Raw genomic sequence first — 25,900 nt, 5'->3', positions numbered from 1 at the left:
GCTCCCCCTCTTGGGCTCGAACCAAGGACCCTCTGATTAACAGTCAGATGCTCTAACCAACTGAGCTAAGGAGGAATTTAAACCGTTACATGGTTTAAAATGCGAGTGCAAATTTAAGGTCTTTTTTAATATTTGCAAACTTTTTTTCAAAAAAAACAGATAATTTTTAAGTTTAGGTTGGAAATCAAAAAGTTAATTTTTCTGTTTCAACAAAAACAATTTTAAGGGAATCCGTTTTTTGACTAAAAATAGTTTAAAAAAAAGAAGTATGTTTAGTAAAAGTTGTACTTTTGTCTTCATTATTTTTATATAGAAAAGTATCATAAAATATATGGACAAGTTTTCGTTCTTAAACGCAGTACATTCAGGATTTGTTGGAGATTTGTACGAACAATATCAGTTAAATCCAGATGCGGTAGAACCAAGTTGGAGAGCCTTTTTTCAAGGATATGATTTAGCTAATGAGAATTATTCGCTAACAGATGAAGAAGTTGAAGTAGAAATTCCTGAAGAAGTAAGAAAAGAATTTTTAGTAATCGATTTAATTAACGGTTACAGAACGCGTGGGCATTTGTTTACTAAAACAAATCCAGTTCGCGATCGAAGAAAATATACACCAACATTAGATGTTGAAAATTTCGGGTTGTCTCAGAAAGACTTAAGCACCGTTTTCAATGCTGGAGAAATTTTAGGTATTGGAGCTAAAAGCTTATCAGACATCATCGATCACCTAAAAGCTATTTATTGCGATAGTATAGGAGTAGAGTATATGTATCTTCGTAACCCAGAAGAGTTAAAATGGTGGCAAAATCGTCTAAACCATAACGATAATCACCCGAAATATGATACAGAAGCAAAAAAGTATATTCTTACTAAATTAAATCAAGCTTCAACTTTCGAAAGTTTTTTACAAACAAAGTATGTTGGTCAAAAAAGATTCTCTGTAGAAGGAGGAGAAACATTAATCCCTGGTATTAGTGTTGCTTTAAGAGATGCAGCAGAAAAGTATGGTGTTGAAGAATGTGTATTAGGAATGGCACACCGTGGTCGTTTAAATACTTTGGTAAATATCTTTAAAAAACCAGTTCGCGATTTATTTAGTGAATTTGAAGGAAAAGATTTTGAAGACCAAGATATTGATGGAGATGTAAAATATCACTTAGGGTTAACCTTAAGTAAAGAATATAAAGGCGGACAAAAAATGAAGATGAATTTGGTTCCAAATCCATCTCACTTAGAAACTGTTGCGGCAGTTGCTGAAGGAATTGTTCGTGCTAAAATAGACCAAGATTACACTGGAGATAATGGTAAGATTTTACCAATTATTGTACATGGTGATGCAGCAATCGCAGGTCAAGGTATTGCATATGAAGTTGCTCAAATGATGACCTTAAACGGTTACAAAACTGGAGGAACAATTCATGTAGTGGTAAACAACCAAGTTGGTTTTACAACCAATTACTTAGACGCACGTTCTAGTACCTATTGTACAGATGTGGCTAAAGTAACCTTATCGCCAGTTTTACATGTGAATGCAGATGATGCGGAAGCTGTTTGTCATGCAATGGAAATGGCGGTTGAATATAGAACTAAGTTCAAGAAAGATATTTACATTGACTTATTAGGATATCGTAAGTATGGACATAATGAAGGAGATGAGCCTAGTTTTACACAACCTAAATTATATAAATCTATTAAGAAGCATAAAAACGCAAAAGAAATTTATGCAAACAAATTAATAGAAGAAGGAAGCATAAACTCTGATTATGTAAAAGAAATTACAGATGAATTCAAAGCACATTTAGAAGTAGAGTTTACAGAATCTAAGAAGAAAGAAACTTCAAAGATCCAAGACTTTATGCCAGATGTTTGGGAAGGATTTATTCGTAAGCAATTAGAAGATATGTTACAGCCAGTAGATACTACCTATTCGGTTGAAGCATTAAAAGGAATTGCAAAAGTAATTTCTACAACTCCAGAAGGACATAAGTTTGTGCGTAAAGCAGAGCGTATTTTACAAGGACGTGAAAAAATGGTTTTTGAGCAAAATTCTCTAGATTGGGGTACTGCAGAAAACCTAGCGTATGGAACCTTATTGGAAGAAGGATATAATGTACGTATATCAGGAGAAGATGTAGAAAGAGGTACCTTCTCTCACCGTCATGCGATTATGCGTGATGAAGAAACTTTAGAAAGAGTAAACTTATTAAATACCAATCCGAATAATAAAGGAGAAATGACTATTTACAATTCTCATTTATCGGAATATGGAGTGTTAGGTTTTGATTATGGATATGCAATGGCAGCTCCAAATACATTAACTATTTGGGAAGCTCAGTTTGGTGATTTTGCCAATGGTGCACAAATCATGTTCGATCAATATATCTCTTCAGCAGAAGATAAATGGAAATTGCAAAACGGACTGGTAATGTTATTACCACACGGTTATGAAGGACAAGGACCAGAGCACTCTTCAGCAAGAATAGAGCGTTTCTTACAATCATCAGCAATAGACAACTGGACGGTTGCAAACTGTTCTACACCAGCAAATATGTATCATATTTTGCGTCGTCAAATGAAGCGTGATTTTAGAAAACCATTAGTGGTATTTACTCCTAAGAGTTTATTACGTTTACCTAGAGCTGTAAATACTATAGAAGATTTAGCAGGAGGAACTTTCCAAGAAGTAATCGACGATACTGTTGATACTGCTAAAGTAAAGAAGATGGTTTTCTGTACAGGTAAGTTCTACTATGATATGTTAGAAGAACGTGAGCGTTTAGGAAGAGAAGATGTTGCTTTAATAAGAATAGAACAGTTATTCCCATTACATAATGATAAGATTAAAGAAGTAATGGACAGATATCCAAATGTAGAACGTTATGTTTGGGCTCAAGAAGAACCTAAAAACATGGGGTCTTGGGGATATATGTTAGAACGATTTGAATTGGCAAGATTAGAATGTGCTTCTAGAGATTATCACTCAGCACCAGCAGCAGGTTCAAGTGCGCGTTATAAGCGTCGTCATCAAAGAGTGTTAGACAAAGTTTTTGACTAAGATTAAGATGAAGAAGTTCTTATCTTTTAACATACTGCTATTCATAGTTTTTCTTGTTGGATGTTCTGTAAAGAAGAAAGAAGAGAAGAAAGAGTTAGCTGTATTTAAAAGAAATACAACAAAGATGATTTGGCCTTTCAAGGAAGAAACGTTTGTTTACTGGGGAGGTGAAAAATTAGAGCAGAATTACCATAATGAAGATGTAAATCAACAATATGCGTATGATGTGTTAATGGTAGCAAATGGAGCACCTTTTGAGGGAGATCCTAAAAAAAATGAGAGTTATTTTATTTTTGGAAAGGATATCATGGCACCATGTGATGCTAAAGTTGTAAAAATAATAGACGGAGTAGAAGATAATGTTCCTGGAGATTTGAATGAGAATCAATTAACAGGAAATACGATCGTCTTAAAAACTAATAAAGAAGAGTTTTTGTTATTTGCTCATTTAAAGAATGCATCTATTCAAGTTAAAGAAGGGGCAGAGGTAAAACAAGGACAGGTAATTGCACAATGTGGTAATTCAGGTAATACTACCCAAGCACATTTGCACTTACAATTGCAAAATACAGTTGAACTGTTGGAAGCAACGGGAGCAAAATTGTATTTTGATAAAGTATTGGTAAATGGTGAGTTAAAAAAAGACTATATGCCAATTAAAGAAGATTTTATTAAAAATATAGAAATTAAATAAATCCATATATAAAAATTAGAACTGATGGTTTTAGAAATGAAAGTTCCTTCTCCGGGGGAATCAATTACAGAAGTAGAAATTGCAACTTGGTTAGTTGAAGATGGTGATTATGTAGAGAAAGATCAACCTATTGCTGAAGTTGATTCTGACAAAGCAACGTTAGAATTACCTGCGGAAGAGAGCGGAATTATCACTTTAAAAGCTGAAGAAGGTGATGCAGTAGCAGTAGGAGCTGTGGTATGTCATATTGATATGAGTGCTGCAAAACCAGAAGGAGGAGCAGAAAAGAAAGAAGCTCCAAAAGCAGAGGAGAAAAAAGAAGCTCCAAAAGCTGAGCCAGCAAAAGAAACTTATGCAACGGGAGCTGCGTCTCCAGCGGCTAAGAAAATTTTAGCTGAAAAAGGAATTGCTGCTTCAGAAGTTAAAGGAACTGGTAAAGATGGTCGTGTAACAAAAGAAGATGCTGTAAAGGCGGTTCCATCAATGGGAACTCCAGGAATGGGATCTCGTGGCACAGAGCGTAAAAAATTATCAATGTTACGTCGTAAGGTTGCACAACGTTTAGTTTCTGTAAAAAATGAAACTGCTATGTTAACTACCTTTAACGAGGTAAACATGCAACCAATATTCGATTTACGTAAAGAGTATAAAGAAGATTTTAAAGCTAAGCACGGAGTTGGTTTAGGATTTATGTCTTTCTTTACGTTAGCAGTAGTAAGAGCATTAAAAATGTATCCAGATGTAAACTCTATGATTGATGGAGATTACAAAATAAGTCACGACTTCCAAGATATTTCAATTGCAGTATCAGGTCCAAAAGGATTAATGGTACCAGTAATTAGAAATGCTGAAAACTTAACGTTTAGAGGAGTAGAAAGCGAAGTAAAGCGTTTAGCATTACGTGCTCGTGATGGCCAAATTACAGTTGATGAAATGACAGGAGGAACATTTACAATTACCAATGGTGGTGTATTTGGTTCTATGTTATCAACACCAATTATCAATCCTCCACAAAGTGGAATTTTAGGAATGCATAACATTGTAAATCGTCCAATGGCGGTAAATGGTGAGGTGGTAATTCAACCAATCATGTATGTTGCATTATCTTATGACCACAGAATTATTGATGGTCGTGAGTCTGTTGGGTTCTTAGTAGCTGTAAAAGAAGCTTTAGAAAATCCAGTAGAATTATTAATGGACAACAATCCTAAGAAGGCCTTAGAAATGTAATCGAAAATTTCGATAGATCATAAATTGAAATCCTGCACATATGTGCAGGATTTTTTTTAACTTGACTTTTTTCAATAAAATATCTTTACAAAATATGCCCCCGGTACTTATAAAATGGCGTACATATTTTTTAGCTTTAACCATAATAGCTTCTTTGGCAGTTTTTTACTTCATAAAGAAAGACGCAACCGTTGAAATTGTTATTTCGAAAATTTTTGTTTCTATCTTTTTTGTATTGTATTTTTTTGAAACTTTAAAAAAGTCGAACTACTTATTAAGTGTAAGTTTACTGCTCTTTTTTTTATCAACCATACTTTTTTCAGTGGAAAGCAAAAGTGTCATGGGAATGTTTTTACTGTTTTGTTATAGATTGGTTTTAATGAAGGTGGTACTCAATCGAAAAGTAGATTGGAAGTTGTTTTTAACCGTGTTTTTAATTGCTATATCAATTATGTCGTTGTTGTTTGTGCTTGTTTTTAAAAACACACTTTTCTATTACTTGTCAGTCTTAACAACTTTAGTCTTAATAGGTTTAATATCTTTAGCCTTTACCAATATCATAAGTCGTAGTTCACCTAAAAATGTTTTATTCTTTATTGCCATCGCGCTTTTTGTGGCTTGCGACACTATTTTTGGTGTAAAGAAATTAGAAATTGCAGACAATATCAATATTATAATTGGTACAGCCTGCTATTATATCAGCTTTTTCTTCATAGTAAAATCTCGAGAGCTAGAGCCTTTGAATGATTGAAACCAGCGCTAGCTATAATTTGTCAGCCTATTATAAGAGGCGTTTTTATTCCTTTATGATATTTCTTTGGTAAATTTTGTAAATTGCTGTATTAAGATGTAAAGAAGATGAAAGTTACTGTTAAAAAAAATGAGCAAGTTGCCAATATGATATTTGGAACTATTTATCCGCATTATCTCAGGAGAATAGAAAAAAATGGTAGAACAGAAGAGGAATTAAAACAGGTTATAGAATGGTTAACTGGTTTTGATGGAGATAAACTACAATTCTTTATAGATAATAAAACAACGTTTAGAACCTTTTTCGAAGAAGCTCATATGCATGAAAATGCGCATATGATTAAAGGTGTTGTCTGCGGTTACAGAATTGAAGAAATAGAAGATGAATTTGATACATATAAAAAATGTAGACAAATGGAAAAGCTAATAGATGAATTAGCTAAAGGAAGAAAGATGGAAAAAATCTTACGTACGTAATCATCACAATAAGCTAAGATGAATGGTGTGTATTAAGAAGATTTTAAATAAAATAGGATAATGATAGTGGTTAATAAGATGGATTTAGGTTCATCTTTTTGTTTTTGTAGAAAGTGGTATTTTAGAATTCTAGATTGGTTCTGAATATTGTTTTAGTAATTGTAAGGAAGAAATAACAAATTAACTTAATAAATAATTCCGTAGAAGAAAAAAGGAGTTGTAATAATGATGAAAATGAATAGAAAACTAAGAAGAAGATTCTTTAAGAAAAAGATAAATTCTTGATAAAAAGAAGAAATGGTTTTCTCCGCTCCCGTAAGAGTGTAATGTGAGTTAGCAGAGACTTATTAAAATTACCAGTAAAAATAATTAATGGAGTAAAGTAAGTTATTATGAGTATAAAAAATATTGATGATTTAGTAAATGTGTTAGAAAGTAAAGGAGAAAAATTGATCCCTTTATCTCATAAAGAATTAAGTTCTATAGAATCTTTAAGTTCACTAGGTTTGCCACAACTGTATAAAGACTTTCTTTCAAAAATGGGTAAAGGATCTGGTAGTTTTATGAGAGGTTCTTCAGTATTTTATGATGAAATTCCTAATTTAAAAGAATGGTCAGATGAATTACTAGAAGAAAATGAATTTGAAAAATTACCAGAAAATGTTTTTGTGTTTTGGATGCATCAAGGTTATCAACTAGCTTTTTTTGTTTTAGGAGAATCTAGTAATCCAGATGTTTATTCTTTTTCAGAAGTTGAAGATGTGGATGAATTTAGACACGAAGGAACATTTATAGAATTTCTTAATAAACAACTAAAGGCTGTAGAAGATAATTCTTAGTAGTGAAGTAACATAATTAAAACAAGTAAGAAGATGAACTTAGGTTCATCTTTTTGTTTTTTTGTAACTTTAGTACTGTAATTTTTAGAAGTATGAATGCCATTTACCACAATTTGTTAATAGATGCACCACTAGAAAAGGTGTTTAAAGCTGTTGCTTATCCAACAGAAATAGAACATTGGTGGGCTTTGAAATGTACGGGAACTCCTAAGTTAGGAGAAACGTATAACCTATTTTTTGGAGAACCTTATAATTGGTATGGAGAAGTTATAAAATGCCAAGAAAACAGCTCTTTTTTTATTAAAATGACCAAGGCAGATACCGATTGGACACCTACCACATTTGGTTTTGATTTGGAAGCAAATGAGAAAGGAACTTATCTACGTTTTTTTCATAAAGACTGGCCACAAATAAATGATCATTTTAAGCATTCTTCCTTTTGTTGGGCGCAACTCTTAAACGGATTAAAAAACTACGTAGAAAAGGGAGAAATCATACCATTTGAACAAAGAAATTAAAATATAAAGAGATGAAATTAGGAGCTTTTTCAATTAGTTTAGCCGTAAAAAATTTACAGAAATCGAAAGATTTTTATGAAACTATGGGGTTTTCTGTGTTTGCCGGAAGTACAGAAATGAATTATTTAATTATGAAAAATGGCAATGCACTTATAGGTTTGTTTCAAGGAATGTTTGAAAACAATATTCTCACGTTTAATCCAGGATGGGATGAAAGTGCCAATACTTTAGAGGAGTTTGATGACGTACGTAGTATTCAGCAACATTTAAAAGATAACCATATTCAATTGGAAAGAGAAACAGAAGAAGGAGGAACAGGTCCTGCAAGTATTGTTTTCTTTGATCCTGATGGAAATACAATACTTATAGATCAACATGTGAATAAAAAATAAAATAAGGAACCATGCATAATGATTCCTTATTTCTTAGGGAGAATTGTTTTAAGGGTAAGGGGCTATTATTTGTCATTTAAAGTCCAGTCATACTCTAAGTATTCAACTTCGGCTCCATCATTGGCTTTGACTTTCGAGTATTGATTGATATAGTCCACTAATGAATTTTTAGAGGTAAAATCTTCTTGGTACCATTCGAAAATTTTAGAAACTGCTACTTTATCTAAAGAGATTTTATTCTTAGTCGGGTCGTTGATGAATTTTTTCATTAACGCTTCTAGTTTAGTGTCAATATTCTTTGCAGTAAAAGCAAAATTAGGGAAACATGGACCTGATTTAGAAGCAGCATTTAAACCTACGTGAACTCTTGGGTCATCGTGCCATCTTCTTAGTATTTTATGTTCTATATAATCTAAGGTATAGGTCTTGTTACCTACTTTGGCAATCGGTAGTTTCCAAGCATTTTTCCCTTGACGTTTGATAATAGTAATATTCTTTAAAGGATAACTATCTAAAATAAGCTTAATGGTATACGCATTATAGGCGTTCATCCAAAAAGCTTTTGCTTTTTTAGAAGACCAATTTTTTCCAGGAATCGTACCTTCTAAATGATTTAGATAAATATCTAAAAGAGCACGGTTTTTTCTTAATCCTTTGTAATCGATGTTACCTTTTGAGTCTACATAAGTTTTTAATAAGGCGTCAAATACATCAGTTTGACCTTGCGTTTGTTGAATGCTAATAAAAAATAATAAGCAAACGAGGGTAATTGTTTTTCGCATAGTTTTTGAATTTTGGTAGATTTTAACTAATCACGAACTTTTAGACGAAGAACAATTTTATTCTTTACAAGAATTGTAAATTTTTTGAAAAAATTAAGAAAAAAAGCACTATTTATAAGAAAAATAGTGCTTTATGGTAATTATTTTAACAAGTTGTTTACAAATCAAATCCGATGTTTACACCTAATTTGGTTGCAATTAACTTGGTAATTCTCTTTTTTACTTCTGGTATTTTTACACTTTCTAAAACTGTGTTTGCAAAAGCATACATTAGTAAAGCACGTGCTTCTTTTTTAGGAATACCTCTTTGTTGCATATAGAATAAAGCTTGCTCATCTAATTGACCAATTGTACAACCGTGTGAACATTTTACATCATCAGCAAAAATTTCTAATTGAGGTTTTGCATTGATAGTTGCTTTATCACTAATTAAGATATTGTTGTTTTGTTGGTATGCATTTGTTTTTTGCGCCTCTTTTTCAACAATAACCTTTCCGTTAAAAACTCCTGTAGAACGATCACCATAAATTCCTTTGTAATCTTGGTGACTTTCACAGTTAGGTTCTATATGGTGTACTAAAGTAAAGTGATCTACATGTTGCTTTCCTTCAGTAATAGTAACTCCTTTTAAAATAGAGTCAATATGCTCTCCTTTCTGGTAGAAGTTTAAGTTGTTACGTGTAATATTTCCTCCAAATGAGAACGTATGAACAGAACATACACTTTCTTTTTGTTGCTCAATATATGTATTGTCAACTAAAGAAGCGTTTACGTTATCATTTTGGATTTTATAGTAGTCTACCGATGAATGTGTATCTGTATATATCTCAGTAACAGCATTTGTCAATACAGGATTGTCTGTTAAACTTTGGTGACGTTCTATAATTTGTACATGTGCATTACGTTCTACAACAACTAAATTACGAGGTTGTAACATGGTAGCACTTTCATTTCCTGTAGTAAAGTTGATAATTTGAATAGGTTTTTCAACTTCTACATTTCTAGGAATATGAATAAAAGCACCTTCTGTTGCAAAAGCGGTATTTAACGCAGTTAAATTGTCTTGTTTTGCTACTTTATTGAAATAGTTTTCAATAACTGGCTTGTATTTCGATTTTGACAATGCTGCTGAAAGTAAGCAAACATCTATTCCGTCATGCGTTGTTTCTGATAAGAAAGAACTGTATTTACCATCGATAAAAATAATTTTGTAACTATCAATATCGTGGATAAAGTATTTCTTTACATCCGCTAACTCAATGGCATTATCATGGTCTGGAAATAAGCTATAGTCTTCTTTTAAAATTGAATTTAAAGAAGTGTATTTCCAAGCTTCTAATTTCTTGGTAGGAAATCCTAATTTTTCAAATTCTTGTAGCGCATTGGTGCGAATTTCATGAATATCTGAATTGATATTTAATCCATTTTCAAAGGCTACGTATGATGATAATATTTTCTCTTTTAACTCCATTCTTTCAAAGTTTAGTTGTAAGCAACTAATTATGAATTTACTTCATCCTTAATCCAATCGTATCCTTTTTCTTCAAGCTTTAAAGCTAAAGATGCATCTCCAGTTTTTACGATTTTACCATCGTGTAAAACGTGTACATAATCAGGAACAATATAGTCTAATAAACGTTGGTAGTGTGTAATAACAACTACAGCATTGTCTTTAGATTTTAATTTATTTACACCATTTGCAACAATACGTAAAGCATCAATATCTAAACCAGAATCTGTTTCGTCTAAGATTGCTAATTTAGGCTCTAACATTGCCATTTGGAAAATTTCATTACGTTTCTTTTCTCCTCCAGAAAACCCTTCGTTTAAAGAACGTGATAAGAACTTACGATCGATTGCTAATAATTCAGACTTTTCACGAATCTTTTTTAACATGTCTTTTGCAGGCATTTCTTCTAAACCTTGCGCTTTACGAGATTCGTTAATTGCTGTTTTAATAAAGTTAGTTACCGTAACTCCAGGGATTTCTACTGGATATTGGAATGATAAAAATACACCAGCATGTGCTCTTTCTTCAGGAGCTAATTCGCTAATATCTTCACCTTCTAATTCGATGTTTCCAGAAGTAACCTCGTAATTTTCATTACCAGCAATTACAGATGATAATGTACTTTTTCCAGCACCATTTGGTCCCATAATAGCATGTACCTCTCCAGCTTTAACTTCTAAATTAATTCCTTTTAGAATGTCTTTGTCTTCTACCTGTGCGTGTAAGTTTTCTATTTTTAACATTGTTCTTATGTTATTGGCTTGTAGTGTTGGTTACAAGCATTTTTATTTATTACGTATTCTAATTGGTGTTGTATCTTAACCAACAGAACCTTCTAAACTAATTTCTAATAATTTTTGTGCTTCTACTGCGAATTCCATTGGTAATTTGTTCAATACCTCTTTACTAAACCCATTTACAATTAATGCAATTGCTTTTTCAGTATCGATACCTCTTTGGTTACAATAGAATAATTGATCTTCACCAATTTTACTTGTAGTTGCTTCGTGCTCAATTTGAGCCGATTTATTTTTTGTTTCGATATATGGGAAGGTGTGTGCACCACATTCATTACCCATTAACAAGCTATCACATTGAGAGAAGTTACGTGCATTTTCAGCTCTTGAACCTATTTGTACCAAACCTCTATAACTATTTTGTGATTTTCCTGCAGAAATTCCCTTAGAAATAATAGTAGATTTTGTATTCTTTCCTAAGTGAATCATCTTAGTACCTGTATCTGCCTGCTGGAAGTTATTGGTTACAGCAATAGAATAAAATTCTCCTACAGAATTGTTTCCTTTTAAAACACAACTTGGGTATTTCCATGTTACTGCTGATCCAGTTTCAACTTGTGTCCAAGAAATTTTTGCATTGGTTTCACACAATCCTCTCTTCGTTACAAAATTGAAAACTCCTCCTTTTCCTGAAGCATCACCAGGGAACCAGTTTTGAACAGTAGAGTATTTAATTTCAGCATCGTCCATGGCAATTAATTCAACCACAGCTGCGTGTAATTGATTTTCATCACGTTGAGGAGCGGTACATCCTTCTAAATAAGAAACATAACTACTTTCGTCTGCAACAACTAAAGTACGTTCAAACTGTCCAGTTCCTCCTTCGTTAATACGGAAGTAAGTAGATAATTCCATAGGACAACGAACTCCTTTTGGAATGTAACAGAAAGATCCGTCTGAGAATACAGCCGAATTTAATGCCGCATAAAAGTTATCTGTTGGTGGAACTACCGATCCAATATATTTTTTAACCAATTCTGGGTGCTCTTGAATAGCCTCAGAAATAGGCATAAATATGATTCCTTTTTCAGCTAAGGTCTCTTTAAAAGTAGTTGCAACAGATACTGAGTCCATTACAATATCAACAGCAACATTTGCTAGTCTTTTTTGTTCCTCTAAAGAAATCCCTAACTTTTCAAAAGTTGCCAGCATTTCTGGGTCAACTTCATCTAAAGAATTTAATTTTGGCTTTTGTTTTGGTGCAGAATAGTAAGAAATTGCCTGAAAATCTGGCTTTTCATAGTTTACATTAGCCCATTCTGGTTCTTCCATTTGTTGCCAAATTCGAAAAGCTTCTAAACGCCATTCGGTCATCCATTCTGGTTCATTTTTCTTTTTAGAAATTGCGCGAACAATATCTTCATTTAAACCCGCTGGAAATTTATCTGCTTCAATATCTGTATAAAAACCGTATTCGTATTCTTTGGTTTTTAATTCTTCTCTTAAATCGTCTTCAGTATATTTACTCATCAGTGCTCTGTCTTCCGTTATCTATTAACTAAAAATTTAAAATTACAATGAAAAGCTTTCTCCACAACCACAAGTTCTATTTGCGTTTGGGTTGTTAAAAACAAAACCTTTTCCATTTAAACCTCCAGAATATTCTAGTGTAGTACCTACAAGGTATAAGAAACTCTTTTTGTCAACAACAATCTTTACACCGTTGTCTTCAAAAAATTTATCATTTTCTAGTTGTTGTTTGTCAAAGTTTAAGTCGTATGATAATCCTGAACATCCACCACTTTTAACACCCACACGAACAAAATCGGTAGTGGCGTTAAATCCGTCATCTGTCATTAACTCAATAACTTTCTTTTTAGCTGTATCTGAAACTTTTATCATATTCAATAGATTAACTCTAAATAGTTTGCAAATATACAACATAACAAGTATTAAATCATAGTAAGTTAGGTTATGATTTTGTTATTGAGTTATAAATATTATCTATGTAAGAAGTTACTCTTGAAATTCTTTGTTGTTCACAAAGTTATTGTCAGAGAGCGATAGGAGAAAGGATTTTAGGTCGGCTTTATCTTTATCAGAGAGTTTTACACCGCCTTCACTAACTTTTTTCATTAATGGATCTACGGTTGGAGAAACTTTTAACCCTTCAGAATAATGATTGATAACCTCTTCCAAAGTAGCAAATCTACCATCGTGCATATACGGAGCGGTAAAGGCTAAATTGCGAATAGAAGGTGTTCTAAATTTACCATTATCGTTAGGATCACCAGTTACTTTACCTAAACCTAAATCGGTAAAAACTTCGTCTAAACCATTGTTGCGAAATTTATTGTCAGTCCATAAAGGATTGCTGTCGCTTCCATGGCAATGAAAACAATCTCCTCTGTTTTCATCCATAAAAACATCAAAACCATTTTTTTCTTCAGGTGTTAACGTTGCTTTCCCGAGTAAAAATTGATCAAATTTTGAATCTCCAGAAATTAAAGTTCTTTCAAATTGTGCAATTGCTTTTGTGACAAGTGTAGAATCTATTTTTGAAGTTCCGAAAACCTGTTTGAAAAGTGTTGGGTATTCAGGGTGTTGCTGTAGTTTTTGAGCTACGTCAACCCATTTACTGTGCATTTCAATAGGGTTTCTTACCGGTTCCAAAGCTTGTCTTTCTAAACTTAATTCTTTTCCGTCCCAAGCAAAACGTTCATCAAAATTCCAAGCTAAATTAAAAATAGGCATTGAGTTTCGTTTTCCAAATTTTCCATCTACACCGTCACTAAAACGTGTTTCGTCTGTAAAAGCATTTTTTGGGTCATGACAACTCGCACAAGATTGAGTGTTGTTTTTTGATAAACTTTTATCAAAGAATAATTTTTTTCCAAGTGAAATTCCTTCTTCGGTAAGTGGGTTGTTACTTGGTACTAATGGAGCAATTAATCTTTGTTGAAATATTTCAGGAATTTTTAAAGTAGCTGGTTTAGGGGTGTACACAGGTTCTTCTTCTTCTTTTGATGAACAGCTCAACAAAAGAAGAAAAAATAAAATATGTATACTTTTTTTTACCATAAACTATTGTGTGATTGTTCCAAGGCTAAACACACCACTTTTACCATTGGAATGCATTTGCTTTTGTGCATCGAAATTCATCATTAAACTAACGTCTAAATCGTTTAGATTCCAATCATTTGGATTTTTAAACCACTGAGCAATATTCATTTTTATTTCAATTGTGGAGTTATTTGTAAGAGAAATAGTTCCTAAATCAACAATAAAAAAAGTGTCTTCAGATTCACTTGTAGATGTATTATATGCTTTTATAGCATGATAGTTATAAGGTTTTTTAGTAAGATCGGTACTAGTATATTTTCCGTCTAGTTGCATAAAATGATAACCACCACCTAGCATAGCAGGAACATTCCAAGAAGCGGTGTTTAAATCTTGGTATGCATTCGTTTTGTTATCTTCATTATTAAAACCAAAAACAAAACTTAATTTATAAGAGCCTTCTGATACTTTTTTTGGAAGATTAAAAGTTAAACTTTCCTCTTTACTAAGATCCACTAAATTATAGCCATCAAATAATGTTACGTTATCTTTTCCGTCTACTAAAGCGACTCTTGAAATCAAATAACGTAGCTGTTCAATAGTTAATTTCGTTCCTAATTTATTGGTAAATTCTGTTTTGCTAAAATCACTTTTAGTAACGTCAGCTCCATCCCAATTTTGCGTGAATTTTAAAGTAACAGATACTTCTTTGATTAATTCATCACTATCAGAACTACATGCGAATAGCATGGTTAAACCAATACATAAGAATAAGTATTTTTTCATTTTTTTTATTTTAATTTTATTACCAAGGCATCTGAAAAACCTTTGTTGGTACTAATGTCTCCACTGTTACTACTGCTTTCTCCTACGCCAATAATAATTCCGTTAGAAAGTTCAGTTGCATCATAGCAAAAATCGATATTATTCCCTCCAACTGTTTGTTGCCATTGTTGGTTTCCCTTGTTGTCTATTTTTAAAATCCAGGCGTCATTTTGCCCTTTGTTAATAATACTATTGTCATTGCTTCTCGAGCTACCTGAAATAAGATAACCGCCATCGGTTGTTTTTTGAATAGATCTTCCCACATCAAAACTACTTCCTCCAATGGTTTTTTCCCAAAGAAGTTTTCCTGTAGTATCTATCTTTATCAACCATAAATCTGCACCACCATTATTTTTTGAAACATCTTTATCTGTGCTTCTCGTGTCTCCAATAACGATGAAGTTTCCATCATTTGTTTTGGTAATTGCTCTGGCTTCATCTATTTCAGAGCCTCCGTATGATTTTTCCCAAAGGAGCTTACCTGTTTTATCTATTTTTACCACCCAAAAATCATAGGTCCCTTTGTTTCCTTTTATATCTACATCGTTACTGTCTGAAGATCCAACTAATATATAACCATCGTTGGTTTCCACAGCATCATAGCAAGTGTCTGTATTGGCTCCACCAAAATACCTTCTCCATTCAATAGTTCCTGAAGCATTTAATTTAAGAGCCCAATAATCTCCTCCAGCATGTCTTGAAGCGTTACGTGCTCTTGCATTTCCTTGTCCACCAGAAGCTGTTACGTCTAGGATAGCCCCTACAAAATAACCTCCATCTGATGTTTGAACAATGGTATATCCTTGGTCGGAACCAGAAAAACCTGTATTGGTTTTCCATACTATAGTTCCGGTAGCATCTAGTTTTAATATCCAAACATCTTCAAAACCTTCATTAGAACTTAGATCTCCATTGTTACTTTTACTATAACCAACAATAGCAAAACCAGCGTCGTTTGTACTAATGATTTTATAGGCTTTTTCATCTTGAGTTCCACCCAATGTTTTTTGCCATTGCAATTGGTCTGACTTGTCAAATTTTAACAGCCAGTAGTCATATTGAATAGAAGTTTTGGAGGTGCTCACATCGCCGTCAATACTTTGTGTAAACCCTAAAACTAGGTAACCACCATCATTTGTTGCTACCACGCTTTGAGCACTTTCATTTCTGGTGCCACCAAAGGTTTTAACAATATCCACAGTATATTTTTTAGGAGTAGAAAGGTCATTGTCAGAACTACAACTGTAAAGTATACTAAAGAGAAATAGATATTTAAGATATGCTTTTAGCATTTAAATTACTGTTTTTTTAAGATGAATAAACCTCTGTTAGAATCACTTACTACGATTTTACCACTGTTAAAATATGGATATACGTTCCAAACTCCATTAAAACTAGAATTGTCATTTTCAGGATAGGTATCAAAGTAACCAGTTTCTGAAATACTTTTACTCTCAATACTTGAAATATCTATAAATCTAACTCCAGCAGTATAATTTGCTAAATAGAAAGTTTTGTCTTTTACATATCCGTTATGGTCGGTAGCATCTGTAGGTCCGTTGTAAATAAAGTGTTCTTTAGGGGCATCTAAATCACTAAAGTCAAAAACAATAGTTCGTGTTTTACCTCCAAAGTTTTGTTCATCTAGCTCATCACCTAATATAAAGTACTTTTGGTCTTCGGTAAACCAACCTTGATGTACATATCCAACATTTGCATAGGAGATTTTCCCTAAGTTTTTAGGGTTTGCTTTATCTGTAATATCCACAATAACCACTTCATTTTCATTACTACCAATAAGTATTTCTTTTCCTGTATAGTCTGAGTCAGGCCCTTTATAAGTAACTACTTGGGCATCATGACTATAGTTGTCGGTTCCCCAACCACCTTCACCTTTTGGGTTTTTAGGATCTTGAATATTAATAAATAACGGACCTCCTTTGTAGGTTCCACTTTTACTAGTTCCTACGGGGTAGGCATAACCAGAATCTTCATTAATAACAATATTATGAGCGCTTCCAAATTCAGTAAAGTGAGCATCAACCGTAAAAGTTTCAGGAGGGTTTGCCACATTTCTTAATCGAGTTAAATCAAATACCTGCATTCCGTGATTCGTTGCTTCACTAACAATAAAAGCATGGTCTTTATATACTTTTATATCTCTCCATGTACTTTCAACATTATTAAAACTTGGCACTTTACCAAGGTATACTGGTTTTTCAGTATCTGTTATATCAACAAAAGCGGTTCCGTTTTTTAAACCAACAATTGCATATTCTTTATTATTTGTAGGATCGGTCCAACCCCAAGAATCATTTACAAATGTAGTATTGAAAACAGATAAGTCCATTTGCATAAGTAAATCGTAATTGCTACAAGGATAAATTCCTGCTTTCCCCGATTCACATTTTACTAAATTGGTACCGGTAGGAGGAGTGGTAGGAGTATCACAAACATCTCCTTTTCCATCATTGTCACTATCTTTTTGATCTGGGTTAGCAGTTAATGGACAATTATCTACAGTATCTTTAATGCCATCATTATCATCATCATCATCACAAGCGTCTCCAATACCGTCTTTGTCATTATCTGCTTGATCTTTATTTGGAGTATCCGGACAATTATCGGAAATATTTACAATGCTATCTTTATCCTTATCTGTGTCTGCATTTTCAGTTGAAGAACATGAAAAAAGTAGACAGAATACTGCGATTAAATGGAGGCTTTTTAAGTGATTCATATTAAGCGGAATTTAGAGGTACTAAATTAGGGAATTAAGTATTTGTATAACAGTAAAAAACTAATAAACCCTACTTTTATTGTTGTATGATATACTTGTGATTATCTTTGCAGCATGTTAGAAGATAAAAATCAAGAAAGAACGTCGTTAGCTGAACTTGGGGAGTTTGGTTTAATTAATCATTTAACGAAACATTTTAAAATTCATCATTCATCTACAGTAAAAGGAATAGGTGATGATGCAGCAGTTGTAAATACAGAAGGAAATGAATTATTGGTTACTACAGATTTGTTGGTAGAAGGAATTCATTTCGATTTAAGTTATATGCCTTTAAAACATTTGGGATATAAAGCGGTAATGGTAAACTTATCCGATGTATATGCTATGAATGGACAGGCAAATCAAATTACAGTTTCATTGGCGGTTTCAAATCGCTTTCCTCTAGAAGCTTTAGAGGAGTTGTATGCAGGTATTCAGTTGGCATGTAATACCTATAATGTTGATTTAATAGGAGGAGATACAACTTCTTCTACGAAAGGGATGTTAATTTCTGTTACGGCTTTAGGAACTGCAAAGAAAGAGGATATTGTTTATAGAAACGGAGCAAAACCAACAGATTTAATTGTGGTTAGTGGTGATTTAGGTGGAGCATATTTAGGATTACAAGTATTAGAAAGAGAGAAGCAGGTGTTCCAGGTAAATCCGCAAAATCAACCAGATTTAGATAAGTATACCTATATAATAGAACGTCAATTAAAACCAGAGGCAAGAAAAGATATTCCAGAGCTTTTAAAAGAATTGGAAGTAAAACCAACGGCTATGATTGATATCTCTGATGGATTATCTTCTGAAATAATGCATATCTGTACACAGAGTAAAGTAGGATGTAAATTATATGAAGAAAAACTTCCGTTAGATCCGCAAGTAATTTCTACTTGTGAAGAATTTGATTTAGATTCTACTATGATTGCTTTAAGTGGAGGAGAAGATTATGAATTGTTATTTACAGTTTCATTATCTGATTATGATAAAATTAAAGGAAACCCTAATTTAACAGTGATTGGTCATATTGCAGAAGAAAATGAAGGGATGAATTTGGTTACGAGGGCAAATCAAGAAATGGCATTAAAAGCACAAGGATGGAACTCTTTTAAAGGAAAAGAGTAATCATAAACAAAATATAGTTTTAAAAGGTACTTCATATATGAGGTACCTTTTTTGTTTGTGATTATTGTAACTGGTTGATTTTTAAGTGTGAGTTGGGTTTGTATCCTTGAGAGGAAAAAATGGTATAAATATTGTATATTAGTCAAACGAAATTTAATAATAATCAACAAAAAATTAAAAAAGAATGGGAATTTTTTCATTTATCAAAAATGCCGGAGCTAAAGTTTTCGGAATTGGAAAAACAACAGAAGAAGAAGCTGCAGAAAAGTCAGCAAAATTAAGAGAAGCGATTTCTGGTTTAGAATTAGAGGTTAATGATCTTGGAATTGAAGTAGATGATGATAAAGTAACATTGTCTGGAGAAGCTGTAGATTTAGCTACTAAAGAAAAAGTAGTATTAGTGGTTGGAAATACAGAAGGAATTGCTTCTGTAGAAGATAATATGACTGTTGCTGAAGTTGAAGAAATTGAAGAAGCAGCAATGGCACAGTTTCATACTGTTGAAAGAGGTGACTCTTTAAGTAAAATAGCAAAAGCGTTTTATGGAGACGCAATGAAATATCCAGTGATTTTTGAAGCAAATAAGCCTATGTTAACACATCCAGATAAAATTTATCCTGGACAGGTTTTAAGAATACCACCATTAGTGGACTAATCAAAAGTTAATCAACCAATAATAAAGCGCTGTAAAAAACAGCGCTTTTTTTATGCTTGTTATTTATTTATGCTGAAATTTGCAGTTTTTAAATAATTATGAACGCAAGAGTCTTAGCCTTACTAGCAGTTTCTATAGCTACGGTGATATATGGAATCACCTTTACGGTAGCTAAAGAAGTTATGCCTTTGTATATAAAACCATATGGATTTATATTATTAAGAGTTGGAGGTGCCGCTGCTGTTTTTTGGTTGATAGGAACCTTGGTGAAAACCGCAGCCATAGAAAAGAAAGATTATAAGTTTGTTGCCGTAGCTGCTTTTTTTGGAGTAGGCTTAAATATGCTTACTTTTTTCAAAGGGCTGAGCTATACCACACCAATCAGTGCTGCGGTAATGATGGTTACAACCCCAATTTTAGTGTTAGTTTTTTCGTCTATTTATTTGCGAGAAAAATTGCATTCAAAAAAGGTTTTAGGAGTAATCATTGGTCTTATAGGAGCGGTTGTGTTAATTGTGTACGGAAGTACTAATGAAAGGCAAGGGAGTAATATAATGTTAGGGAACTTGTTGGTTTTTGTAAATGCAGCGTCCTATGCAATCTATTTGGTAATAACAAAAAAGCTAATAGCAAAGTACCATCCTATTCAATTTGTAAAATGGTTGTATTTGTTTGGTTTGTGTTTTGTGCTTCCATTTGGATTTTCAGAACTGGCAGTAGTAGAATGGAATACAATACCAGTAAGTATTTATTTAAAAGCAGCTTTTGTAGTGTTGTTTACTACATGTATAACTTATTTATTTAACTTGTTTGCTCTGTCTAAATTAAAACCAACAACTGTAAGTGTTTTTATTTATTTACAGCCTGTTGTTGCTACATTATATGCACTTTTAGTAGGGAGTGATCAATTAAATTTGATTAAGATTACGGCTACAATTTTTATTTTTATTGGAGTGTTTTTAGTCACTACACAAAAGGCTGTAAGCTCCAATAAATAATGTATCTTTGCAAATTATAAAATTGAAGAGATGATACAATCCATGACGGGTTATGGTAAGTCTGTATTACAGTTACCAACAAAAAAAGTTACCATAGAAATCAAGTCGTTAAATAGTAAGAACTTAGATTTGAATGTTCGTATTCCTTCTTATTACAAGGAGAAAGAATTAGCGGTTCGAAAAAAAATAGCGAAAGGTTTAGTTAGAGGAAAGGTAGACTTTTCAATTTATGTAGAAATGACTGCTGATGAAACTTCAACAACTATTAATAAAGGAGTTGTTAAAGAATATATGCAACAGTTGAAAAATGTGCTTTTTGAAGGTTCTCAAGATGATATAGAGTTATTAAGAATGGCAGTTAGAATGCCAGATGCTCTTAAAACAGAAAGAGAAGAGTTAAATGAAGAAGAGTGGCAACAAATAGATGACCATATTGAGGAAGCCTTAAAAGAAATCATTCAATATAGAACAGATGAAGCAGCTTCTTTAGAAATAGATTTCAAAGAAAGAATTGTAAATATTAAGACAGCTCTAGAAGATGTTAAGAAGTTAGATGAAGAACGTATTGAGCATGTAAAAGCTCGTTTAGAGAAAGCTTTATCTGAAATTGAAGTAGAAGTAGATAAAAACCGATTTGAACAAGAGCTTATTTATTATTTAGAAAAATTAGATATCAATGAGGAGAAAGTTCGTTTGGCAAATCATTTAGATTACTTTTTACAAGAGCTAGGAAGTGATACTTCTAATGGTAAGAAGCTAGGTTTTATTGTACAAGAAATAGGAAGAGAGATCAATACTACAGGATCAAAAGCTAATTATGCTCCTATACAGAAACTAGTTATTCAAATGAAAGACGAGTTAGAAAAAATTAAAGAACAAATATTAAACGTATTATAAAAATGGCGAAAGATTTTCAAGGTAAATTATTTGTGTTTTCAGCTCCATCAGGTAGTGGAAAAACAACAATTGTACGCCATTTATTAGGACAAGAACGTTTTGGTTTAGAATTTTCAATTTCAGCAACGTCTAGAGAACCTAGAAGTAATGAGGTTGATGGTATAGATTATTATTTTATCTCTGCTAAAGATTTTAAACAAAAGATTAAATCAGATGAGTTTTTAGAGTGGGAAGAGGTATATATGAATAACTTCTACGGAACTTTAAAAACAGAAGTAGAACGTATTTGGGCACAAGGAAAGCATGTGATTTTTGATATTGATGTAAGAGGAGGATTGCGCATTAAAGAGAAGTTCCCTGAAGAAACTTTGGCTGTTTTTGTAAAACCACCAGACATTAATGAGCTATTAAGAAGATTGAAGAATAGAGGAGAAGAAAGTGAAGAGAAAATTGCCGCAAGAATAGCAAAAGCACCAATTGAGTTGGCAACAGCTCCTATGTTTGATAAAGTTATTAAAAATTACGATTTAGAAGTAGCTTTACAAGAAGCAGAAGCATTGGTAGATGATTTCTTAGGTTTAAAATCACCTTCAAAAGAAGAAGCATAAATGAAAAACATAGGATTGTATTTTGGAACTTTTAATCCAATACATGTTGGGCATTTAATTATAGCAAACCACATGGTGGAGCATTCAGATTTAGATGAAATTTGGATGGTAGTTACTCCACATAATCCTTTTAAGAAAAAAAGTTCGTTGCTAGATAATCACCATCGACTAGAAATGGTGTATTTAGCAACGGAAAATTACGATAAGCTGAAACCTTCAGATATTGAGTTTAAGCTTCCTCAACCGAATTATACCGTTAATACCCTAGCACATATTTCTGAAAAATTCCCGAAGTATAACTTTAGCTTGATTATGGGAGAAGATAATTTGAAAAGCCTTCATAAATGGAAAAATTATGAAGCCATTTTAGAAGATTATCATGTGTATGTCTATCCACGTATTTCAGAAGGAATTATAGAAACTCAATTTGATAATCATTCAAAAATAACTAGAGTAGATGCACCAATAATTGAAATTTCTTCAACAATTATTAGGGATGGAATAAAAAAAAGAAAAAACATTCAACCCCTTATAGATACTAAGGTTTGGAGGTATGTTGATGAGATGAATTTCTACAAATAATAAAAAAATCTTATACTTGATTTAAACTTTTCCAAAATTGTAAGGTCATAAGAATGATTAACTTTTAAAAATTATTTATTATGAAATTACAGAATATTTCAAGAGCTTTTAGCTTACTATTTTTAGCATCATTTTTATTTTTAGGGAGTTGTAGTTCAAATGACGAACTTGGTTTAGATAATGAATTACAATTAAAAACAGAGGAAGTAGAGGAAATCGTACAGGCGGATGATATTTCTTCGGAAGTAGAAGAAGTTTTAGAAGACGATATTTATGATGTTGGATTATCTTCAAAAGGTTCAACTTCGAGCAGTGTTGCAAACTGTGTAACAAGAACAGTAGAAACAACTGCAAACAGTAAAACAGTTACTTTAGATTTTGGGGAAGATGGATGTGAAACAAAGAGAGGGAAGATTTTAAAAGGAAAGTTAATTATAGCGTATGTAAAAACAGATTTAGGATACTCTAAAACGGTTAGCTTTGATGGTTTTTCTGTAAATGATAACACTGTAGAAGGAGGGATGTCAGTAGAAAGACTTAAAGAAAATGCAAATGGAAATAAACAATCTACCATTACTGTAGATATTAAAATAACAATGACTACTGGGGTTGAAATATCTAGAAAAGGAGAGAAGGTTAGAGAAATGATTGAGGGAGGAGATACAAAAGAAAGAGGAGATGATGTGTTCTCAATTTCTGGTAACTGGGAGTCAGTAAACAGAGATGGAGTTGTTAAAAAAGTAGTAATTACTACAAATTTAATCAGAAAATTTGCTTGTAAATTTATTGTGAGTGGAGTAGTTGAATTATCAAAAGATGATAAGCAATACACGTTAGATTTTGGTGATGGAGAGTGTGATAATAAAGCGATTCTAACTGACGCAGAAGGGAATTCAAGAGAAATATCATTGCGTAAATAGATAGTTTTAGTTCGATTAGATGTTTAATAAGGCCAGTTTTCTGGCCTTATTTTTTTGAAAAAAAATATTATTTTAACTAACAATCAAAAACTTTTCTGATTTTTGAGGGTCAAATAGATGTTAGCTAAATAAAAATGAAGACGCATTTTGATTAACGAGCAAGAATTTATTCAAGATTTAACAAATAAAAGAAAGCAGGATAAAGCTTTCGCTAAATTGTTGGATTTATATCAAGAACGTTTATATTGGCATATTCGTAAGATTGTAGGAACACATGAAAACGCCGATGATGTTTTACAGAATACATTTATTAGAGTTTATAGAAGCTTAGGTAATTTTAAACAACAAAGTTCATTACATACTTGGATGTATCGAATAGCTTATAACGAATCTATTCGGTTTTTAGAATCGCAAAAAAAGAGGAAGTATCCGTCGATGAATGAAGTCAATGAACAATATTTAGAAGACCTAAGGGCAGATGTGTTTTTTGATGGAGATGAGGCACAATTATTGTTGCAAAGAGTGTTGTTGGAATTGCCGGAAAAACAACGAATAGTTTTTCAAATGAAGTATTTTGACGATTTAAAGTTTAAGGAAGTAGCAGCAATAACGAATATTCATGAATCTACAGTGAAAACAAGTTATTACGCCGCGGTAAAGTATATAGAAAATCATATCACATCGGTTGATTTTCGTCAAAGAATAAATGAGTTATTAGTGAACAAAGAATAGAGAATAATGAAAACGAGGGGAAAACATAAAGAAGACTTAGGTTTAGATGTTCCTTTAGGATATTTTTCGAAATCTAAAGCAGATATTTTGGAGGCTACGGTTAATAAGAAATCCAAAACATTTAATATAACTAGAAAGTTTTATTATTGGTCTGCAGCAGCTACGGTAGCATTGGTGTTAACTTTATCGGTTTTTAATCCGTTTAAAGAAGAAAATACCAATGAGATATATAATGATGTTTTAATAGCAACATTATCTCTTAATGATAATGAAATAGATGGAGTAGTAGATGATTTTATTGATGATAATCTACTTACAGAGAATATATTTATAGAATAAAATGAGATCTAAATAACTAGATAAATGAAATCAAAAACTACATATTTAATAATAGCTTTTTTATGTTGTTTTAATCTTTTTGCCCAAGAAGAATTTCAAAACTTAAATTTAACTTCAGAGCAAAAAGAGCTTTTAACAAAGCAAAAAGAATTAATAAAACAAAATAGAGAAGCTTTTAAAGCAACGCTCACGGATGCTCAAAAAGAGATTTTAAAAAATAGGGCGCTGAGTAAGATTGAACGAAAGAAGGCGTTTAATAAAACACTTACGCAGACGCAAAAATCAATTTTGCTGAGAAATAGTAATAATCTAAAAAGAGCGAAGGTTAGATTTAGAGCTACACTTACAAAGAAGCAAAGACAACTTATAAAAAATAGAGTCAAGAGAAACAAAGGAAACAATAGAAACAATCTTAGGAAATCTATTAGAGATAGAAGATTGAATAGATAATAAGATTGTATAGTAGTGATTTAGTAAATAAGTGATTAAGTTTTAAACATAATCACTTATTTTTGTTTTTATGCAAAGAGTAAAAAAGCTTTTGTTTTTTCTTTTATTAGCCCCATTAGCACTGTTTTCTCAAACTGATGAAGTAGATGAGTTTATAGATGATTTATTAGGGGAAGAAGATTTAATTAAAGAAATCATAAAAGCATCTTCAACGCATCACTTAATCCAAATTGGAGTAGATTATAACGACAAAACATATTTTTCAGGAAGAGATATTGGTATTGATCAATTTCACTTAATTCCAAGAATAAGTTATGTAAACTCTAAAGGTTTTTTTTCAAGTATTTCTGGGGTGTATTACAGTGAGTTTACTCCAAAGTGGGATTACACTTCTTTATTGGTAGGCTATGGAAAAAGTTTCGATAAACAAAAAAAGTTTAATTGGGCAGTTTCTTATGCAAGATATATCTATTCAAATGATATTGAAGGCTTGTTTGAAAACGCAATTTCGGGAAGTTTAGACTATCTTAGTAAAAATAAAAACTTTGGAACTACTATCGAATCTACATTTTTGTTTGGAGGTGATAATTCTTTTCAGTTAACATCTACAACATTTAAAGAGTTTGAGTTATATAAAAATGGAAGCTTCGAAATAAGTTTAAGACCACAAATAGAAATAATTATTGCACAACAAACCATTGAACAAATAAGAATAGATAGAGATGGAACAATTCCTGTGATTGTTTATACCCAGAATAATGAATTTGGTTTAATCAATACAGAACTTAAATTACCTATTCAAGCTAGTTATAATTCATTTGATATTGAACTAGGATATACCGTTAACCTTCCAAACGCTCTGCCAGGAGAAGGAACTCTTAACTCAACAGGTTTCTTTAATGTATCGTTATCATATACAATGTTATTTGATTAAGAAATA

The 25,900-nt window shown here is 32.2% G+C and carries 28 protein-coding genes and 1 tRNA gene; 19 read left to right on the top strand and 10 right to left on the bottom strand.

Features of this window, described 5'->3' with window-relative positions; genetic code table 11:
- Window position 1: 1 nt before the first annotated feature.
- Window positions 2–75 (bottom strand) — tRNA-Asn (locus Q0873_RS14320).
- A gap of 256 nt (window positions 76–331) precedes the next feature.
- Between Q0873_RS14320 and Q0873_RS14315 the strand changes: the two genes are divergently transcribed.
- The 8 genes from Q0873_RS14315 to Q0873_RS14280 all read left to right on the top strand — a co-directional run bounded on the left by Q0873_RS14315 (window position 332) and on the right by Q0873_RS14280 (window position 7,958).
- Window positions 332–3,058: a 2-oxoglutarate dehydrogenase E1 component gene (locus tag Q0873_RS14315; RefSeq protein WP_299108491.1), complete on the top strand. Its 2,727-nt coding sequence runs from the start codon at window positions 332–334 to the stop codon at window positions 3,056–3,058.
- 7 nt (window positions 3,059–3,065) lie between these two features.
- Complete coding sequence (locus Q0873_RS14310; protein ID WP_299108489.1) at window positions 3,066–3,752, top strand: M23 family metallopeptidase; 687 nt, start codon at window positions 3,066–3,068, stop codon at window positions 3,750–3,752.
- A 24-nt stretch (window positions 3,753–3,776) separates the two neighbouring features.
- On the top strand, window positions 3,777–4,982 hold the full coding sequence (odhB, locus tag Q0873_RS14305; protein ID WP_299108487.1) for a 2-oxoglutarate dehydrogenase complex dihydrolipoyllysine-residue succinyltransferase: 1,206 nt from the start codon (window positions 3,777–3,779) through the stop codon (window positions 4,980–4,982).
- 340 nt (window positions 4,983–5,322) lie between these two features.
- Complete coding sequence (locus Q0873_RS14300) at window positions 5,323–5,733, top strand: hypothetical protein (protein ID WP_299108485.1); 411 nt, start codon at window positions 5,323–5,325, stop codon at window positions 5,731–5,733.
- Between the two features lie 107 nt (window positions 5,734–5,840).
- Complete coding sequence (locus tag Q0873_RS14295; RefSeq protein ID WP_299108483.1) at window positions 5,841–6,209, top strand: DUF2200 domain-containing protein; 369 nt, start codon at window positions 5,841–5,843, stop codon at window positions 6,207–6,209.
- Window positions 6,210–6,601: 392 nt separating this feature from the next.
- The gene (locus Q0873_RS14290) at window positions 6,602–7,048 is read left to right on the top strand and encodes an SMI1/KNR4 family protein (RefSeq protein WP_299108481.1); all 447 of its coding nucleotides are present in this window, start codon (window positions 6,602–6,604) and stop codon (window positions 7,046–7,048) included.
- Window positions 7,049–7,140: 92 nt separating this feature from the next.
- Complete coding sequence (locus Q0873_RS14285) at window positions 7,141–7,566, top strand: SRPBCC domain-containing protein (protein WP_299108479.1); 426 nt, start codon at window positions 7,141–7,143, stop codon at window positions 7,564–7,566.
- An 11-nt stretch (window positions 7,567–7,577) separates the two neighbouring features.
- Window positions 7,578–7,958, top strand: coding sequence for a VOC family protein (locus Q0873_RS14280; RefSeq protein WP_299108477.1), 381 nt, complete (start codon window positions 7,578–7,580; stop codon window positions 7,956–7,958).
- Between the two features lie 65 nt (window positions 7,959–8,023).
- On the opposite strand, the gene Q0873_RS14275 is transcribed toward Q0873_RS14280, so the two are convergent.
- The 9 genes from Q0873_RS14275 to Q0873_RS14235 form a co-directional block, all read right to left on the bottom strand.
- Window positions 8,024–8,740, bottom strand: a complete 717-nt coding sequence (locus Q0873_RS14275; protein ID WP_299108475.1) for a DUF547 domain-containing protein — start codon at window positions 8,738–8,740, stop codon at window positions 8,024–8,026.
- A 157-nt stretch (window positions 8,741–8,897) separates the two neighbouring features.
- A complete protein-coding gene (sufD, locus tag Q0873_RS14270) occupies window positions 8,898–10,211 on the bottom strand; it encodes a Fe-S cluster assembly protein SufD (RefSeq protein ID WP_299108473.1) in 1,314 nt (437 codons plus the stop codon).
- 29 nt (window positions 10,212–10,240) lie between these two features.
- Complete coding sequence (gene sufC, locus Q0873_RS14265) at window positions 10,241–10,993, bottom strand: Fe-S cluster assembly ATPase SufC (RefSeq protein WP_299108471.1); 753 nt, start codon at window positions 10,991–10,993, stop codon at window positions 10,241–10,243.
- 75 nt (window positions 10,994–11,068) lie between these two features.
- Window positions 11,069–12,517: a Fe-S cluster assembly protein SufB gene (gene sufB / locus Q0873_RS14260; protein WP_299108469.1), complete on the bottom strand. Its 1,449-nt coding sequence runs from the start codon at window positions 12,515–12,517 to the stop codon at window positions 11,069–11,071.
- Window positions 12,518–12,559: 42 nt separating this feature from the next.
- Window positions 12,560–12,889, bottom strand: a complete 330-nt coding sequence (locus Q0873_RS14255; RefSeq protein WP_299108467.1) for an iron-sulfur cluster assembly accessory protein — start codon at window positions 12,887–12,889, stop codon at window positions 12,560–12,562.
- A 114-nt stretch (window positions 12,890–13,003) separates the two neighbouring features.
- A complete protein-coding gene (locus Q0873_RS14250) occupies window positions 13,004–14,068 on the bottom strand; it encodes a cytochrome c peroxidase (protein WP_299108464.1) in 1,065 nt (354 codons plus the stop codon).
- 3 nt (window positions 14,069–14,071) lie between these two features.
- On the bottom strand, window positions 14,072–14,833 hold the full coding sequence (locus Q0873_RS14245; RefSeq protein ID WP_299108462.1) for an MbnP family protein: 762 nt from the start codon (window positions 14,831–14,833) through the stop codon (window positions 14,072–14,074).
- A gap of 5 nt (window positions 14,834–14,838) precedes the next feature.
- Window positions 14,839–16,071, bottom strand: coding sequence for a hypothetical protein (locus tag Q0873_RS14240; protein ID WP_299108461.1), 1,233 nt, complete (start codon window positions 16,069–16,071; stop codon window positions 14,839–14,841).
- 98 nt (window positions 16,072–16,169) lie between these two features.
- Window positions 16,170–17,612: a choice-of-anchor B family protein gene (locus Q0873_RS14235; protein WP_299108459.1), complete on the bottom strand. Its 1,443-nt coding sequence runs from the start codon at window positions 17,610–17,612 to the stop codon at window positions 16,170–16,172.
- Window positions 17,613–17,726: 114 nt separating this feature from the next.
- Here Q0873_RS14235 and thiL point away from each other — a divergent pair, with 114 nt between their 5' ends.
- The 11 genes from thiL to Q0873_RS14180 all read left to right on the top strand — a co-directional run bounded on the left by thiL (window position 17,727) and on the right by Q0873_RS14180 (window position 25,894).
- Window positions 17,727–18,779 (top strand): thiamine-phosphate kinase, encoded by a 1,053-nt coding sequence (gene thiL / locus Q0873_RS14230; protein WP_299108457.1) that lies wholly within the window; start codon window positions 17,727–17,729, stop codon window positions 18,777–18,779.
- 184 nt (window positions 18,780–18,963) lie between these two features.
- Entirely contained in the window at window positions 18,964–19,434 is a 471-nt protein-coding gene (gene lysM, locus Q0873_RS14225) for a peptidoglycan-binding protein LysM (RefSeq protein WP_299108455.1), read from the top strand.
- A 98-nt stretch (window positions 19,435–19,532) separates the two neighbouring features.
- Window positions 19,533–20,432 carry an EamA family transporter gene (locus tag Q0873_RS14220; RefSeq protein ID WP_299108453.1) on the top strand — a complete coding sequence of 300 codons (900 nt, stop codon included), beginning with the start codon at window positions 19,533–19,535 and terminating at the stop codon, window positions 20,430–20,432.
- 30 nt (window positions 20,433–20,462) lie between these two features.
- Window positions 20,463–21,329: a YicC/YloC family endoribonuclease gene (locus tag Q0873_RS14215; protein ID WP_299108450.1), complete on the top strand. Its 867-nt coding sequence runs from the start codon at window positions 20,463–20,465 to the stop codon at window positions 21,327–21,329.
- A 2-nt stretch (window positions 21,330–21,331) separates the two neighbouring features.
- Window positions 21,332–21,937, top strand: a complete 606-nt coding sequence (gene gmk, locus Q0873_RS14210; RefSeq protein ID WP_299108448.1) for a guanylate kinase — start codon at window positions 21,332–21,334, stop codon at window positions 21,935–21,937.
- Window positions 21,938–22,519: a nicotinate (nicotinamide) nucleotide adenylyltransferase gene (nadD, locus tag Q0873_RS14205; RefSeq protein WP_299108446.1), complete on the top strand. Its 582-nt coding sequence runs from the start codon at window positions 21,938–21,940 to the stop codon at window positions 22,517–22,519. It begins immediately after the preceding gene.
- Window positions 22,520–22,599: 80 nt separating this feature from the next.
- Window positions 22,600–23,439: a hypothetical protein gene (locus Q0873_RS14200; protein WP_299108443.1), complete on the top strand. Its 840-nt coding sequence runs from the start codon at window positions 22,600–22,602 to the stop codon at window positions 23,437–23,439.
- 147 nt (window positions 23,440–23,586) lie between these two features.
- Complete coding sequence (locus tag Q0873_RS14195) at window positions 23,587–24,171, top strand: RNA polymerase sigma factor (RefSeq protein WP_299108441.1); 585 nt, start codon at window positions 23,587–23,589, stop codon at window positions 24,169–24,171.
- A gap of 6 nt (window positions 24,172–24,177) precedes the next feature.
- On the top strand, window positions 24,178–24,510 hold the full coding sequence (locus Q0873_RS14190; protein WP_299108439.1) for a hypothetical protein: 333 nt from the start codon (window positions 24,178–24,180) through the stop codon (window positions 24,508–24,510).
- A 24-nt stretch (window positions 24,511–24,534) separates the two neighbouring features.
- On the top strand, window positions 24,535–24,960 hold the full coding sequence (locus Q0873_RS14185; protein WP_299108438.1) for a hypothetical protein: 426 nt from the start codon (window positions 24,535–24,537) through the stop codon (window positions 24,958–24,960).
- Window positions 24,961–25,030: 70 nt separating this feature from the next.
- Window positions 25,031–25,894, top strand: coding sequence for a hypothetical protein (locus tag Q0873_RS14180; protein WP_299108436.1), 864 nt, complete (start codon window positions 25,031–25,033; stop codon window positions 25,892–25,894).
- The last annotated feature ends 6 nt before the right edge of the window (window positions 25,895–25,900 follow it).

The sequence above is a fragment of the uncultured Tenacibaculum sp. genome (genome assembly GCF_947498805.1).
GTDB lineage: Bacteria > Bacteroidota > Bacteroidia > Flavobacteriales > Flavobacteriaceae > Polaribacter.
The sequence above is the reverse complement of the archived record's forward strand: the minus strand, read 5'-3'. Positions and strand labels throughout refer to the sequence as shown.